Annotated in this window: 11 protein-coding genes; 1 reads left to right on the top strand and 10 read right to left on the bottom strand. The window is 65.5% G+C overall.

Annotated features, from left to right (window positions below):
* Positions 1 to 43: 43 nt before the first annotated feature.
* The gene (locus tag ACQR1Y_RS31570; RefSeq protein ID WP_434879924.1) at positions 44 to 1,267 is read right to left on the bottom strand and encodes a glycosyltransferase family 87 protein; all 1,224 of its coding nucleotides are present in this window, start codon (positions 1,265 to 1,267) and stop codon (positions 44 to 46) included.
* 177 nt (positions 1,268 to 1,444) lie between these two features.
* Between ACQR1Y_RS31570 and ACQR1Y_RS31575 the strand changes: the two genes are divergently transcribed.
* Complete coding sequence (locus tag ACQR1Y_RS31575; RefSeq protein ID WP_434879925.1) at positions 1,445 to 2,644, top strand: acetylxylan esterase; 1,200 nt, start codon at positions 1,445 to 1,447, stop codon at positions 2,642 to 2,644.
* A gap of 699 nt (positions 2,645 to 3,343) precedes the next feature.
* On the opposite strand, the gene ftsH is transcribed toward ACQR1Y_RS31575, so the two are convergent.
* The 9 genes from ftsH to ACQR1Y_RS31620 form a co-directional block, all read right to left on the bottom strand.
* Positions 3,344 to 5,260 (bottom strand): ATP-dependent zinc metalloprotease FtsH, encoded by a 1,917-nt coding sequence (gene ftsH / locus ACQR1Y_RS31580; RefSeq protein WP_434856190.1) that lies wholly within the window; start codon positions 5,258 to 5,260, stop codon positions 3,344 to 3,346.
* Between the two features lie 233 nt (positions 5,261 to 5,493).
* Positions 5,494 to 6,567 carry a tRNA lysidine(34) synthetase TilS gene (tilS, locus tag ACQR1Y_RS31585; protein WP_434879926.1) on the bottom strand — a complete coding sequence of 358 codons (1,074 nt, stop codon included), beginning with the start codon at positions 6,565 to 6,567 and terminating at the stop codon, positions 5,494 to 5,496.
* A gap of 64 nt (positions 6,568 to 6,631) precedes the next feature.
* Positions 6,632 to 7,669: a tol-pal system protein YbgF gene (gene ybgF, locus ACQR1Y_RS31590; protein ID WP_434856192.1), complete on the bottom strand. Its 1,038-nt coding sequence runs from the start codon at positions 7,667 to 7,669 to the stop codon at positions 6,632 to 6,634.
* Between the two features lie 181 nt (positions 7,670 to 7,850).
* On the bottom strand, positions 7,851 to 8,345 hold the full coding sequence (gene pal, locus ACQR1Y_RS31595; RefSeq protein WP_434856193.1) for a peptidoglycan-associated lipoprotein Pal: 495 nt from the start codon (positions 8,343 to 8,345) through the stop codon (positions 7,851 to 7,853).
* 291 nt (positions 8,346 to 8,636) lie between these two features.
* On the bottom strand, positions 8,637 to 9,359 hold the full coding sequence (locus tag ACQR1Y_RS31600; protein ID WP_434856194.1) for an N-acyl amino acid synthase FeeM domain-containing protein: 723 nt from the start codon (positions 9,357 to 9,359) through the stop codon (positions 8,637 to 8,639).
* 327 nt (positions 9,360 to 9,686) lie between these two features.
* Entirely contained in the window at positions 9,687 to 12,026 is a 2,340-nt protein-coding gene (locus ACQR1Y_RS31605; RefSeq protein ID WP_434856195.1) for a putative bifunctional diguanylate cyclase/phosphodiesterase, read from the bottom strand.
* A gap of 250 nt (positions 12,027 to 12,276) precedes the next feature.
* The gene (gene tolB / locus ACQR1Y_RS31610) at positions 12,277 to 13,581 is read right to left on the bottom strand and encodes a Tol-Pal system beta propeller repeat protein TolB (protein WP_434879959.1); all 1,305 of its coding nucleotides are present in this window, start codon (positions 13,579 to 13,581) and stop codon (positions 12,277 to 12,279) included.
* 44 nt (positions 13,582 to 13,625) lie between these two features.
* Entirely contained in the window at positions 13,626 to 14,663 is a 1,038-nt protein-coding gene (locus ACQR1Y_RS31615) for a protein TolA (RefSeq protein WP_434879927.1), read from the bottom strand.
* Positions 14,660 to 15,139: an ExbD/TolR family protein gene (locus ACQR1Y_RS31620; protein WP_434879928.1), complete on the bottom strand. Its 480-nt coding sequence runs from the start codon at positions 15,137 to 15,139 to the stop codon at positions 14,660 to 14,662. The genes ACQR1Y_RS31615 and ACQR1Y_RS31620 overlap by 4 nt, the downstream gene beginning before the upstream one ends.
* Positions 15,140 to 15,158: the final 19 nt, after the last annotated feature.

Raw genomic sequence — 15,158 nt, forward strand, 5'->3', positions numbered from 1 at the left:
ACGCAAGCGGGAAGTGGTTCCGCTGCTTCGGCTGCGGACCTGATCAGGCGGGCGCGAGGGCAATTTCGGCGGTGGCCGGCTGCCGCCGCCACCACGATCCGGCCCGCGCCAGCACCAGCGCGGCCATGATCAGATTGGCGGCAAGACCGAGCGGGATGCCGGTCATCATGAAGGTGATCTGAAGGGCTGCGATGACCCCGAGCGCCGGCAGTTCATAGCGGCGGAAACCCTCGGCGAGCCCGATCCGCACCAGCCAGGCCACCGCGATGGCCTGAACCATCATGTCGTACATGAACAGATAAGGCGTCGTCAGCAGGAGACCGACGGCGAGCGCGGCCGCCTTGAGCGAATAGCGCACCGGGCTGCGCCACAGCGTCACCAGCACGACGGCGACGCCGGCGGTCAGCACCCATTGGAAGGCCCAGCCGAGCGATTCGGAGCCGCCGAAATAGCGCACCATCGAGAACAGGCTCTGCAGTTTCCACCAGGTCGCCTTGCCCTCGGTCAGGAACGCCTGTGAGAACATCGGCAGCCAGTGGACGAAAGCCTGCCAGCTGTCGATGCCGAACGCCAGCAGGGAGACGAGCGCGAGCAGGATCGCGGTGACGCTCGCAGAGATGAATGTCGTCCAGCGCTGCGTGGCGATCAGCACGATCGGGAAAAGCAGACCATATTGCGGCTTGTAGGTCAGCAGGCCGAGGCAGATTCCGGCCAGCACCGGCCGCACCGGCAGCAGATAAAGCGTGCCGCCGACGAGCGCGGCAGTCAGGCATCCGTTCTGCCCGACCAGCATGTTGGAAAACAGCGCCGGAAAGCCGGCCGCCAGCAGCAGGCCGAAGCCGCGGCCGACGATGGCGCGCATCGCGAGCGCATAGGGGATGAAGCTTGCATAGGCCCAGCCGGCGAAGGCCGTGACGTAGGGAAACTGCGCCAGGAACGCCGCGACGAACAGGAATGGCGGCGGATAGTGCCAGGCGAAGTAGCCGGGAAAATCCTGCCCGAGCAGGTCGAGCTCGATCCTCCGCTGCACGTCCCAGTCCCAGGCGAGCGCAGGATGGCCCTGCAGCGCGAGCTTGCCGGCGGCCCAGACGTTGACGAAGTCGGTCGGGATGCCCAGCCCATCCGCGCCCCAGATCCAGATCCCGGAAAACAGGCCGGCGGGGAAGAACGCGGCATTGATGCAGGCGAGCGCGAAGCAGACGGCGAACAGGCCGAACGGTACGCCACGGCGCTGTAAGGGAATCGCGGCAGCGGAATTGTCGGCCATCAGGACCTCGCCCGGCGCCACGCGGGGCGCACTCCTGGTCGAGAGATAGGCCGGGAGGCTTGAAGAAGGCTTAAGCGCCCCGCCAGCCCCGAGATGCGGCGGATCGCACCGAATGTTTACACGCAATCTGTAGCACAGGACTCCGATGCAACTGGCGGCCGATCCACGGGAGTCCTCATGGCCATTCGTCTCATCCTTCTTGCTCTCCTCCTGATCGTGCCCGCAGCGAGCCGCGCTCAGGACAAGGGCGTCGTGCGCGTCACGTCGGACGTCTCCTATGAATTTCTGGCGCGCTGGGACGTGGAGCGGCTCAACAAGATCCTGACCGTCGACACGCCGAAATTCGCCGGCGTCCAGGTCACCTATACGCCGGCCGTGAACGCCGTGCGGCTGTACCGCGTGACCTATTCGTCCGTGATCCCCGAGCGCGGCAACAAGCCGATCCGCGCCACGGGACTGCTGGCGGTGCCTGACATCAGCGAGACCAGCCTGCCGCTGGTGTCCTATCAGCACGGCACCGTCTACGGAAAACAGGAGGTGCCGTCGTTCCCCGAGCAGTCGCCGGAGACGCAGCTGATGATCGCACAGTTTGCCGGGCAAGGCCATCTGCTGATCGGCGCCGACTATTTCGGCATGGGGACTTCGACCGAGCCGGAAGGCTACATGGTGAAGGCGAGCCACCAGCAGGCAACCTATGACATGCTGCTCGCCAGCCGCGCCGTGCTCAACGACCTGCATCTCACCGCGACCAGGCTGTCGATCGCCGGCTGGTCGCAGGGCGGCTTCGTCACGATGGCGTTTCTGGAAAAGCTCGAAAGCGCTGGCGAGACGGTGGCCGCCGCGGCGACCGCCAGTGCGCCGGTCGACGTCTTCGTGGCTCTGAACGGCTTCCTCAGCTTCCCGCGCAAGAACGACGCGGCCTGGGTCAACTCGCTGTTCATCCTCTCCGCCTTCGCGTTCGAGAACTATTATGGCGTGCCCGGACTGGCGCGTTCGGTGATCAGCGACAGCTATTACGATGTCGCGCGCAAGGCCTATCTGCGCGAGCCGTTCAACGTCGCCGACGTCCCGACCGATCTGCACAAGCTGCTGAAGCCGGACTATTTCGACGCGCAGTATTTCGCGGCATCGGCCTACGGCCGGCTGGTGGCGCAGGCGCAGGCCTATCGCTGGATCATCAAGAGCCCGGTGCGCAACTATTACGGCGAGACCGACGAGGCGATCTCGACGGGCCTCGGCCGGCTGGCGATGACCTATCAGCAGGCGATCGGCGCCGGCAACCCCAAGGTGGAAGCCGTCTCGACCGGTCCGACCAGCCATCGCGGCACCTTCGCCACTGCCGTACCGCAGTGGAAGACCTGGTTCGACAGGCCCTGATCCGAGACGACTACACGGCGCTTCGGTGCGATGACGCCGACGAGCGTCTTGAGAATGATGCGATCGCGTAGAAACGCATGCCGCCGTCATCGCCAACCTCCCGAGGAGGACGACAACAGGCGCCGCAATCCCGGTTTCACCCTCCCCTGGACGGTCAGGGCTAACGCATATGGACATGCAGGGCTGTCGCGGCGAGCAATCCGGTACATGAGTTACTCCGTCATGCCCGGGCTTGTCCCGGGCATCCACGTGGTTCTCAGCATGCCGGACGACGTGGATGGCCGGGACAAGCCCGGCCATGACGACGTGGAGAGAGACGTGCACAAAGCTGCGTCGTCATATGCGATAGCCTGGGTCGATCGCGCGCGAAGCGGGCGAGCGGGGTGGGGTGATCTCAGCTGACGCCGGCGTGCGCGGAGAGATCACCCCACCCCGGCTCACATTGCGCTGCGCTCCATTTGAGCCGACCCTCCCCCTCCAGGCGAGGGTAGTTAGCGGGGCTGATCTTTAAGCCGTACGTTGCGCGATCGGGAACCTGCGCTGGGTCGCGATGATCGATCCCATAGAAACACGTCGTGCCCCAGGGCGACCCGGCCATCCAAACAAACAAAAGGCCCGGCTGACAGCCGGGCCTTTGCTTTATTCGGTTCGTTGCATCAGACGCCGCAACCATCTTTCGTCTGCGCTTAAGACTCCCGGTCAGGCCTGCGGCTGCGGCTCCAGGCCCGGATCGGGCCGCGGACGCGGCTTGCCGGCAGGCGGCACCGCCGAGGCGCGCGGCGTCGACGGCTCGATCGCGGATTCGCGGTTCGGCTTCTTGCCCTTGAGCAGGTCGAGGATCTCCTCGCCGGTCAGCGTCTCGTATTCGAGCAGCGCCTGGGCGATCGTCTCCCAGTCCTCGCGCTTCTCGGTGATGATGCGACGGGCTTCCTGCTCACCGGCCTCGATCAGTCCGCGAATTTCCGAGTCGATCAGGCGTGCGGTGTCGTCCGAGATGTTGGTCGAGCGCGCCACCGAATGACCCAGGAACACCTCCTGCTCATTGCTCTGGTAGCGGACGCGGCCGAGCTTGTCGGACATGCCCCACTCCATCACCATCGCACGGGCGAGGTTGGTCGCCTGCTGGATGTCGCCGGTGGCGCCGTTGGTCACCTTCTCCGGACCGAACTTCTGCACCTCGGCCTCGCGGCCGCCAAACATCATCGCGAGCTTGGAGACGCACCATTCGCGGGTATGCGAGTGACGGTCGGCCTCGGGAAGCGACTGCACCATGCCCAGCGCACGGCCGCGCGGAATGATGGTCGCCTTGTGGATGGGATCGTGGCTCGGGACATTGAGGCCGACGATCGCATGGCCCGCCTCGTGATAGGCGGTCAGCATCTTTTCTTCCTCGGTCATCACCATCGAGCGGCGCTCGGCGCCCATCAGCACCTTGTCCTTGGCCTCTTCGAACTCGGACTGCGTGACCATCCGCTTGTTGCGGCGGGCGGCGGTCAGCGCGGCTTCGTTGACGAGATTCATCAGGTCGGCGCCGGAGAAGCCGGGCGTACCGCGGGCGATGGTCTTGAGATTGACGTCCGGCGCCAGCGGCACCTTGCGGACGTGAACCTTGAGGATCTGCTCGCGGCCGATGATGTCGGGGTTGGAGACGACGACCTGGCGGTCGAAGCGGCCGGGACGCATCAAGGCGGGATCGAGCACGTCGGGGCGGTTGGTGGCGGCGATCAGGATCACGCCCTCATTGGCCTCGAAGCCGTCCATCTCGACCAGCAGCTGGTTGAGGGTCTGCTCGCGCTCGTCATTGCCGCCGCCGAGGCCGGCGCCACGATGACGGCCGACGGCGTCGATTTCATCGATGAAGATGATGCAGGGCGCGTTCTTCTTGGCCTGCTCGAACATGTCGCGGACGCGGCTGGCGCCGACGCCGACGAACATCTCGACGAAGTCAGAACCGGAGATGGTGAAGAACGGCACGTTGGCTTCGCCGGCCACGGCGCGGGCGATCAGCGTCTTGCCGGTGCCGGGAGGGCCGACCAGCAGCACGCCGCGCGGAATGCGGCCGCCGAGGCGCTGGAATTTGCCGGGGTCGCGAAGGAATTCGACGATCTCCTGTAGGTCCTGCTTGGCCTCGTCGACGCCGGCGACATCCTCGAAGGTGACGCGGCCATGCGCTTCCGTCAGCATCTTCGCACGCGACTTGCCGAAGCCCATCGCCTTGCCGGCGCCGCCCTGCATCTGTCGCGACAGGAAGATCCAGACGCCGATCAGCGCGATGAACGGCAACCAGGAGACGAGGAGCGACACGAACCACGGCACGTTGTCACCCGGCGGCTTCGCGGTGATCGAGACCTTGCCGTTGTACAGACGAGTCACGAGCGTCGGATCGCTCGGCGCGTAGGTCTGGAACGAGGAGCCGTTCTTGAAGGTGCCGTGAATCTCGGGGCCCTGGATCACGACGTCGCGCACATTGCCCTGATCGACCTCCGTCAGCAGCTGCGAGAAGGTGATGTCTTGCGACGACGCGCGTTGCCCGGGATTTTGGAAGAGGGTGAACAGTGCCAACAGCAATAGGACAATAATGACCCAAAGGGCGAAATTGCGCAGATTGGCGTTCATCGATTTTCCTTCGTGGTCGCGCGGATCGCGGCCGTCTGTCCTCAGACTTATCCCTGGGTAGCCACGAGGGAATCCCCCGGTCGACCGTCTCGTAATCTAGGTACCACTCGCCGCAATGCCAAGGGAACCAGACAGGACTATTTAACGCATCCTAGCCCGATTCCCGCTTAAAAAATGGCGCGGGAAAGCGCCGACCATGCAGGTGGTTAAGCGTCCGCGAAGCTGCCGCCCGCTCAAGTCCCGCGCGATCGCCGTGGCGGCGCGGGCGTGATGCGGATCGACTCTTTCGTCATGCTTACCAGCGCACCAGCCAGGGTTTGTTTTAGCCTGCCTGGAGCAGACCTACCACTATCTACGATCCCCGCAAGAGTCCGGTCCAGCCGGTCGAGCAGCGCTTCGGCCTTGCCAAGTTCCACGGGCCCTTCGGTTCCCACGCGATCGATGGCGCGCATCAACAGCCGCAGCCTGATTTCTGCTGGAAGTGCGACAAACGCGCGCGGGTCGAAGCTGTGGCCCTGGGCCGGCTGTTCGCCACTGCCGCCGTCGGCCTGGAGGGCGAGATAGCGCTCGGCACCGTCCACCATGCGCTCGATCGCGGCATTGGCCCGTCCAAGCCGGCGCGCCAACGTCGCCAGCGTGCGCGCATCGCCGCCCTCCTCCGCCAGCGCCGGCATCAGCGCGCGCAGGCGCGGCCGGGTGAAGGACGGATCGCGATTGGTCGGATCATCGGCGTGAGGAAGCCCCGCGGCGCGCAGCGTCGCCAGCAGCCTGGCCTTGGGGATGTCGAGCAGCGGCCGCGCCAGCAGCAGCCCATCTCGCGAACTGACCGGCGTCATGGCCGCAAGCCCGGCGATGCCGCTGCCGCGCAGCAGCCGCATCAGCACCGTCTCGGCCTGGTCATCCCGCGTATGAGCGGTGAGGATATGGCCGGCACGCAGCTGCCGCGCCGCGCGCGTCAGCAGCCGGTAGCGCGCCAGCCGCGCCGCTTCGGGAATTCCGGCCCCCGGTTTGTCGTCGGTCCAGCGCAAGGTGCGGTGCTGAACACCCAGGCTGCGCGCGATCTGCTTGACCAACCGGGCTTCGCCCGCCGAGCTACGCCTGAGACCATGATCGACGGTCACGGCAAGCAGCCGCGGGCCCGTCACGAGAGACGCCCGCCACTGCGCCACCAGCCACATCAGCGCCATGGAGTCCGGACCGCCGGAGACCGCGAGCACGAGCGCCGGCACCGCCGCGAGCGGCGCGAACAGGCGCTCGGCCTCGGCGGCGGACACCGGGAGATCGGCTTCGGAGCGTGCGTTCGCCATGGCGCGGCAGCCTACCCGCCTCGCTGCCCGGGGGCGAGAGCCCTACGATCTCACGCCGCGCGGCTCAGCACTTCACCCGCTTCTGCTCTTTGTCGACCGTCGCCTTCACACCCGCGGAGGCGCGCGGATACTTCCGCGTCACCTCGCCGAACGCGGCGCAGGCCGCCTCCTTCTCCTTCAAGGCCGCCAGCGACTGGCCGAGCCGCAGCAGCGCGTCGGCCGCCTTCGACGATTTGTCGTGCTTGGTGGTCACCGCCAGGAAAATTTCGGCGGCATCGCGGTATTGCTGGCGCTGGTACAGGCTTTCGCCGAGCCAGTATTGCGCATCGCCGATCATCGGATCGTTGGGATATTTCTGGGTGAAGTTGCGCATTGTCTGCTCGGCCAGCGCATAGTCGCGCCGCTGCATGTAGCCGATGCCGAGGTCGTATTCATCGCGCGGCGTCTGCCGCGGCGGCGCCGTATCCAGCCCGCCGGCGGCGGCAGGGGCCGCCGCCTGGGGATAGCGGCCGGGCGGCGGGCTCGCGGGATTGACGGGATCCGGCGCACGGGCCACCGGCTGGCCGCCACCGGGCTGGATCGGCAGCGGCCCTCCGCCGAGCGCCTGCGGCGCGCCGGGCGCGGTCGGGTTCTGGCTCGGATCGAAGGCGTCGCCGCGACGGGTCCGCCCGCCCGGGGCCGGCGGATCCAGCGCGATCGGGGCGGGTGCGCCGGCCTGCGGCTGGGCGTAGACGGGAGGCTGCTGCGGCGTGGGATAGGCCTGCTGCTGGGGCTGTCCATAGGGCTGCTGGCCATAGGCGGGCTGTGCGGGCTGGGCGTAACCCGGATTGACCTGCGCCGGTGCCGGCGAAACGCCCGGCTGGGCAGCCGGCGCGGCCGTCTGCGCCCCGCTCTGCAACTGCCTCAGCTGCTCCTGGAGCTGGCGATTGCGGTACTGCAGCTCCTCGTTCTGCCCGGTCAGTTGTCGCAGCTGATTCTCCAGCCGCTCGATCCTGATCTCGGGATCCTCGTCGACCTGGGCGAACGCCCGCGACGACATTGACTGGCACGACAAAACGACGAGCGCTGCGAGCATCGCTGCGGCGCTCCGAGGAAGAGACATGAACGACATGCTGCCCTGACGACCGGATCGGCGAGAGGTTGAAAAAGCCTGATGAGCGAGGCTGTAAAGTAGAATTGAGATGGAGACAAATGACGTTCAAGCGAAGACGAAATGATGAAGCCGGCGTCGATGGCGACGCCGGCTTCATCAACGACCCGTCATGAGACGACGTCGTTCAGCTTCATGAACTGGCGTTCAGCACGGTGACCGCGCGGCGGTTCTGCGACCAGCACGAGATGTCGTTACACACCGCGACGGGGCGCTCCTTGCCGTAGGAGATGGTGCGCATGCGGCTCTGGTCGATGCCGCGCGAGGCCAGGAAGTTTCGGACCGACTGGGCGCGGCGGGCGCCGAGCGCGATGTTGTACTCGCGGGTGCCGCGCTCGTCGGCGTGGCCCTCGATGGTGAACTGATAGCGCGGATAGGTCTGCAGCCACTGCGCCTGCTTTTCCAACGTCGCGATCGCCTGCGGCGTCAGATCGGTCTGGTCGCTCTCGAAGAAGACGCGATCGCCGACATTGACCACGAAGTCCTGCTGGCTGCCTGGAGTTGCAGCGCTCGCCATCGCTCCGTCGGCCCCGGTGAGATTCTTGTTGGCGCAGGCGCCCATCGACAGCGCGACCGAGAGCACGGCAGCCAACTTCAATCCCTGGAGGATACGCATGTGATATTTCATTCCCGGAGCCTCCACGCTCACGTTCTTAGACTGCCATCCGGTCTACAGGTCGATGGTTAAGCGAACGTTCCGTCAACCTTGATGGGGTCTTGCCGAACCCCGTCAAATGCTAACGAAACCCGAAAAAGCGACCGCGATGGTTAATGGGTTGTAAATGTGGCGCCAGGGTGAAGGCAAGCGGCGGCCCGCCGGGAGCACGGCGCTTTTCGCCGATATTTGCGCCAAGGCCACGAAATTGAGCCGGCGCAGGGGGCTGCGCCGGCTTGAATCCGGGAACAAGACCGACTTTGCTCAGCCGGCCTTCGCGACAGGCTGAAGCCGAAACGAATCAGAGAAGGCGTCGGGCGCGCGACGGTCGAACAGCATCCGCCGCTCGAAGGCGCTCGAGCGCATGAAGGGGAAGCGCTGGAACACCCGCTCGCGGATCTTGGGGTAATGCGCGGCGACGAGGCCGACCGGCTTGGTCAGGCCGGAGTAGAGCCGCGGCTCGCCCCACGGCTCCTGGAGGAAGACCTTCTTGTAGAAAGCGCGGTGTTCCGGCCGGACGTTGGCAAGGCCAATATTGGCGTTGAAATGCGCGCAGGCAACATAGCCGAGCCGGACGGTGACGTAGGGAAGCGCTGGAAACAGCCGGGCTTTCTCGTAATCGGCCACGAAACGCGTCGGATCGACGATCACCTGGCCGCGGTCGAGCTCGGGATGCAGCAGATCGGAAAACATGTCCGCCGACAGCGACCGCCGCCATTGCGAGTTCAGCACGCTGATGCGGATCGAGCTGTACAGTTCGCCATGCACATAGACGCCGAAGATGAAACTGTTGGGAAGATCGTCATACTCGTCGGTGACGCGTTCGCTCGCCGAGGGGAGGATGGCTCCTTCGCGCAGATAGGCGCGGTAGCGCAGCCGGTAAATCTCGTCCTTGTCTTCCGCAGTCAGCGCCAGCCGATAATCGACATTTTCGAGCGCATCCGACTTCTGGTCAGCAACGGCAGTAACTCGAGCCGCCGACTTCATTCGCAACCCCTTTTCACACACAACCCTTACGAGTACCTAATGAGCTTAACAGTGCGTTAATTCAGACGCAAAGCTTTCGGCGGTACAGAGTTAACGGTGCGGGAAATCGGGCGTCATGACTGCGACTTACAGAAATGAAACGGAGTGACTCAGGTATCGCTACGGATCACTTCCGTGCCTATCCGAAACCTGTGCGCGTGGCATACGCGTGTTCTCAGCCCGGATGATGCGACGTGGGGTTGTCACTTTAGCGTTCACATGGGCGTGCGTGTCCGCACGAGCCCCAGCGATGCTGCCGGACCGTCGGAGACGCGGGCGAGACGGCGATCAGGCGATCGACCGATTGCCTCCGGCGACCGCAATCGCCTCTTCCGCCGGCCGTCGGCCGTGCGAGGCATTCAGAAGCTGACGGATGCGCACGGCGGGGACCGGTCGGCTGAACAGATAGCCCTGGGCTTCGGTGACCGTGCCATCGGCACTGACCAGCTCCAGCTGCTCGTTGGTCTCGATGCCCTCGACGACCACCGACATGCCGAGATCGGCCGACAGCCGCGCGACGCCGCGCAGCAATGTCAGCGGCCGGTCGCTGTCGATGCCCTCCAGGAAGGAGCGGTCGATCTTGACCTTCTCGAGCGGGAAATTGTGCAGGTAGCTGAGGCTCGAATAGCCGGTGCCGAAATCGTCCAGCGAGATGCGGACCCCGAGCATATGGAGCTGCGAAAGAACGTCGTGCGTCAGCTGCGTGTTGCGCAACAGCGAGGATTCGGTGATTTCGATCTCGAGCCGGTGCGGCGGCAGGCCGGAGACTTCGAGGGCGTAGCGCACCTCGCTCAGCACGTCGCGCTGGTGGAACTGCTGCGGCGAGAAGTTGACGGCGACGCTCACCGCCTCCGGCCACTTCATGCATTCGAGGCAGGCCTTGCGCAGGATCCAGCGGCCGAGATCGACGATCAGGCCCATGTCCTCGGCGACGGGGATGATGTCCACCGGCGAGACGGTGCCGCGCACCGGATGGTTCCAGCGCAGCAAGGCCTCGCAGGTCGAGATCTTGCCGGACTTCAGATTGACCAGCGGCTGGTAGAACAGCTCGAATTCCTCGTTGGCAAGCGCCTTGCGCAGATCGAGCTCGAGGATGCGCCGCGCCTCCACGGTCTGGGCAAGCTCGTCGCGGAAGAAGCAGAAGGTACCCCTGCCCTCGGCCTTGGCGCGATACAACGCCATGTCGGCATTCTTCAGCAGCGTGTCGGCGCTGATGCCCGGCGCGGTCATGGCGATGCCGACGCTGGCGCCGATCTCGACCAGATGATTGTCGATCTTGTAGCGTTCGCTCAGCTGATCGACGATCCGGCGCGCGAGCACGGCGGCGTCGTCGTTGGAGCGAATGTTGCGCTGGAACACGACGAACTCGTCGCCGCCGAAGCGGGCGACGAAATCCTCCGGCCGCAGCATGTCGCGCAGCCGCTCGGACACGGCGCAGAGCAACTGGTCGCCGCAGGGGTGGCCGAGGGTGTCGTTGACCTGCTTGAAGCGGTCGAGATCGACGAACAGCAGCGCGGACAATTCGCCGTTCCGTTGCGGGATCCTGAGCAGCCGCTCGATCTCGTCCCGGAAGCTGACGCGGTTCGGCAAGGTCGTGAGTTCGTCGTAACGCGCGAGATGCGAGATACGCGCCTCCGCATGGCGCCGCTCGGTGATGTCCTCGAGCAGGACCACGGCACCGCCATCGGCCATCGGCTGGAACGTCCAGGACAGCGAGCGGTCGCGCACCACGTCGGGATCGCTGGTGATCACGTTGTGGGTCTTGGTGTGCTCGATCTCCGCCAGGATCAGCCGGCCGCTCGCCGCCGAGATCGACCCTGCGACCACACAGGCATTGATGATGTCGGCGGCCTTGCCGCCGCGCTGCAGGATATCCTCCGGCAGGCTCATCATCTCGCCGAAGCGGTGGTTCATCACCGCCAGCCGCCCGTCGGCGCGGAACATGCACAGGCCGTGCGGCATGTTGTTGAGCGCCGTATCGAACTGCTTGGCCAGCGCCGACTCGCCTTCGCGCGCCACGAAGGCCTGGACGAAGATCCGCTGCAGGTTCGTCGAGATGTGCTTCAACGACATGAAGAACAGCACGCAGAACGCCGCCATCCCCATGTAATAGGGACTGCCGTTCAGCGCGAGCGAGAGTGCGAGCGGCCCGCAGGCGAGCAGGATCTGGACGTGGAAGATCCAGGGGCGTCCATAGGTGCGCCCGGCGCCCGCCGACATGTAGCAGAGCGTCACCGTGATCGCGATCAGGTGCACGACCGGATCGCTGTTGCCGGACACGGCGACGACGCACCAGATGCCGAGCACCAGCGCGTAGATCATCGCGCCGACCTGGTAGCGGATCTCCCAGCGCGCCACCGCCTCGGGGGTCAAGCGCCCGCCGTCACGGAGATGCCGGTAGTAGCGCATGTCGAGCGAGCGAAACGCGCCGGCCACGATCAGCAGGATCGCGCAGGGCCAGAGACTGGTGTCGCCGCTCTTGATCGCGGTCATGACGGCCGCGACGGCGGCGCAGAGTGCGCCGGCAAACATCGGGCCGGGATCCTGGAAGAGGGAGTCGACGAGCGCCGCCTGGATACCGGGCGACAGCTTTCGATCGTCTTCTCCGCTTTGGCTGGCAAGCTGCATTCGTGCGCACGCGTCCTGTTCAGTGCGCAACAATACCGTTCGCAAGTGAAGTCTTTCTGAGCGAACATCGTTAGCGGAGCGTTGCCGCAGCCGCGAAACGGGCGGATTTCCCCGAGATTTCAGCAAACTAGGGAAACACTACTCCGGCCCTGCAACGAATGGTTCCATTTCGACCGAAAACACGCATTGCGCGACCCGCCGGCGACGCGTCCACTCAAGCGTGAGCGAGCATCGACGGGCCATCTATCCCTCACGACAGCAGCGGCGACCAGGCCGGGTCCGAGGCGAAGCCCGGCGTCTGCACCTTCTGCTCGAAGCGGCCGGAGACGTCGATCGTATAGAGCGAAGGACCGGCATTGCCGCCGGGATCGCGGAAGAACATCAGCACGCGGCCGTTCGGAGCGAAGGTCGGGCCTTCGTTGTGGAAGCCGGAGGTGAGGATGCGCTCGCCGGAGCCGTCGGTCTTCATGATGCCGATCGCGAACTGGCCGCCGCCCTGCTTGGTGAAGGCGATGTAGTCGCCGCGCGGCGACCACACCGGCGTCGAGTAGCTGCCCTCGCCGAACGAGATGCGCTGCGCGGCGCCGCCGCTCGCCGACATCACGTAGATCTGCGGCTTGCCGCCGCGATCGCTCTCGAAGCAGATCTGGCTGCCGTCCGGCGAGTAGCACGGCGAGGTATCGATCGCCGGCGTGTCGGTCAGCCGCGTGGTCGCGCGCGAGCGCAGATCCATCACGAACAGATTGGAGTTGCCGCCCTGCTGCAGGCTCAGGATGATACGCTGGCCGTCGGGCGAGAAGCGCGGCGAGAACGACATGCCCGGAAAGTTGCCGACGATCTCGCGCTGGCCGGTCTCGATATTGAACAGATAGACCTTCGGGTCGCCCTGCCCGAACTCCATGTAGGTGATTTCCTGGCTCGACGGCGAGAACCGCGGCGTCAGCACGAGGTCGGCGCCGCGGGTGAGATAGCGGACATTGGCGCCGTCCTGGTCCATCAGCGCGAGCCGCTTGACGCGGCGCTCCGATGGCCCGCTCTCGTCGACGAACACGACGCGGCTGTCGAAATAGCCCTTCTCGCCCGTGAGCTTCGTATAGATCTGGTCCGAGATGATGTGGGCGATGCGCCGCCAATATTCCGGCGCCGTCACATATTGCTGGCCGGCGAGCTGCTGGCCCGTATTCGGCTCCCACAGCCGGAACTCGGCCTTCAGGCGGCCGTCGGGCTGGCGCGTGGCGCGGCCGGTGACGATGCCGCGCAGATCGAACGGCTTCCAGCTTGCGAATTGCGGCGGCGCCTCGAAATTGCTGATGCGCTCGGGAAATGCAGCGGGGTCGACGGGCGCGAACAAGCCGCTCCGCTTCAGATTGTTGGTGATCACCTGCGAGATGCCGTTGCCGACATCGGCATCGCCGGCGCCCCCCGGAACGAACGGCGGAATCGCGATCGGGAGCGGCTTGAAGCTCGTCGGCACGATCTCCAGGCGGTCTTTCTGCTGGGCCAACGCGGGACCGGCGCCCAGCGCCGCGACGGCAGCGCCTCCCGTCGCCAACAGCTGGCGCCGCGTGAAAAATCCGGTCGTGCGGTCGGGAGGATTCGTCAAGTTCGGCCTCGCATCGAATTCATCGTTTTGAGATTGAATCGCGTCAGGATGAGCTTCCACTCGTTGTAACGATTCTTCGGTAGAAACGCATAAGGCGCACAGTTCTCGACCGCCCGCTTCGCGTTCTCCGCCACGGCGAGGCTGACCGCCCGATTCGGGCCCGTCACGCCGGAGACGACGGGCGTTGCGAGCAGGGAGCCGTCGGAACGCAACTGAATGTCGAGGTCGACCGAGATCTTGTCTTCGTCGACACCACTGTAGGGCGCGTTGAAGCAGCGCGTCACAGCCTCCTGGAACGCGCCCTGCCAACTCGCCACGTTGGCCTCGGCTGTTCCCTGGACCGCGCCGAGCGCCGCGTTCGCGTTTAGCTCCGCTCCCGTCACGGCCTGCCGCGTTGGGTCCTTCTGATTGATCAGGCTCGCCATCTTCTCGGCGTCGAACTTGCGCTCGCTCTTGTGCTTCGGCGGCTCGGGCGTGGCGGCCGCGGTCTGCTGCGGCTTCGGCGGCTGCTTCGGCTTGTCCTTGTTGAGCACGCTCGCGATCTGGTCCGGATTGAACGGATCGGGCTTCTTCTCCTCCGGCTTCGGCTTTTCGGCAGGCAGAGGCTTCGGCGGATCCGGCTTTTTCTCGGCAATCGGCTTCGGCGTATCCGGCTGCTTCTCGACCGGCTTGGGCGGGTCGGGCTTCTTCTCGACCGGCTTCTCCGGCTTGGGCTTCGGCTCCGGCGCGGCGTCGGTCTCGGTCACCTGCTTGGTGTCGACCTTGCCGACGATGTCCTCGGTCGGCTTCTTCTCGCCGATCCTGTCGGCGAGCAGCTTCTGCGACTCCTTCTTGCCGGCGAGCGCGCCGGCCTTGGCCTTCGAGGTATTGTCCTCCGAGATCACGTCGACCGGCACCAGGTCCTCCGGCGGCGCCACCATCGAGCGGGCGGAGAAGCTGAACAGACCCCAGCCCAGCACGAGCACGTGCAGAGCCACGGAGAGCACCGTGCCTTTGCGCTGACGTGCGAACTGGATGAGGTCCTTTGCCGTCATGAGCCCTGTTCCGGCAGCACGACGATGCTGGCGCGATAGCCGGCGTCACGTGCCATGCCCAGCACCTTCATCATGTCGGAGTAGCAGGCGTCGCGATCGCCGCGGATCTTGACGACGTTGTCGCCGCCGCCGGCACCCGCCTCCTTCATCGCCTTGATCTTCGGCCCGAGCTCGTTGATCCCGATCGGGGAGTCACCGATGTAGACATCGACCTTCGACGCACAGCCGCCGCCGGTTTTCTTCACGGTCACCTCGAGCGGCGGCTTGGCGTCGGCAGTCGAGGCCGAGCCGCCCTGTGCCTGCGGCAGGTCGACCTGGATATTCACAGTGAGCAGTGGCGCTGCGACCATGAAGATGATCAGCAGCACCAGCATGACGTCGACCATCGGCGTGACGTTGATCTCCGACATCACCGGTGCCTTGCTCCGACCGCGGCGACCACCGCCGCCGGACGCGCTACCCATGCTCATGCCCATGCTGCGATACTCACGATCC

Source organism: Bradyrhizobium sp. HKCCYLRH3099 (genome assembly GCF_051167855.1).
GTDB lineage: Bacteria > Pseudomonadota > Alphaproteobacteria > Rhizobiales > Xanthobacteraceae > Bradyrhizobium.

Coding starts and splice junctions, on each gene's coding strand:
- ybgF (WP_434856192.1), bottom strand. CDS start 7,669: ATGTCTCTTCCTCGGAGCGCCGCAGCGATGCTCGCAGCGCTCGTCGTT.
- pal (WP_434856193.1), bottom strand. CDS start 8,345: ATGAAATATCACATGCGTATCCTCCAGGGATTGAAGTTGGCTGCCGTG.
- ACQR1Y_RS31605 (WP_434856195.1), bottom strand. CDS start 12,026: ATGCAGCTTGCCAGCCAAAGCGGAGAAGACGATCGAAAGCTGTCGCCC.
- ACQR1Y_RS31570 (WP_434879924.1), bottom strand. CDS start 1,267: ATGGCCGACAATTCCGCTGCCGCGATTCCCTTACAGCGCCGTGGCGTA.
- ACQR1Y_RS31600 (WP_434856194.1), bottom strand. CDS start 9,359: ATGAAGTCGGCGGCTCGAGTTACTGCCGTTGCTGACCAGAAGTCGGAT.
- ACQR1Y_RS31620 (WP_434879928.1), bottom strand. CDS start 15,139: ATGGGCATGAGCATGGGTAGCGCGTCCGGCGGCGGTGGTCGCCGCGGT.
- ftsH (WP_434856190.1), bottom strand. CDS start 5,260: ATGAACGCCAATCTGCGCAATTTCGCCCTTTGGGTCATTATTGTCCTA.
- tilS (WP_434879926.1), bottom strand. CDS start 6,567: ATGGCGAACGCACGCTCCGAAGCCGATCTCCCGGTGTCCGCCGCCGAG.
- ACQR1Y_RS31575 (WP_434879925.1), top strand. CDS start 1,445: ATGGCCATTCGTCTCATCCTTCTTGCTCTCCTCCTGATCGTGCCCGCA.
- ACQR1Y_RS31615 (WP_434879927.1), bottom strand. CDS start 14,663: ATGACGGCAAAGGACCTCATCCAGTTCGCACGTCAGCGCAAAGGCACG.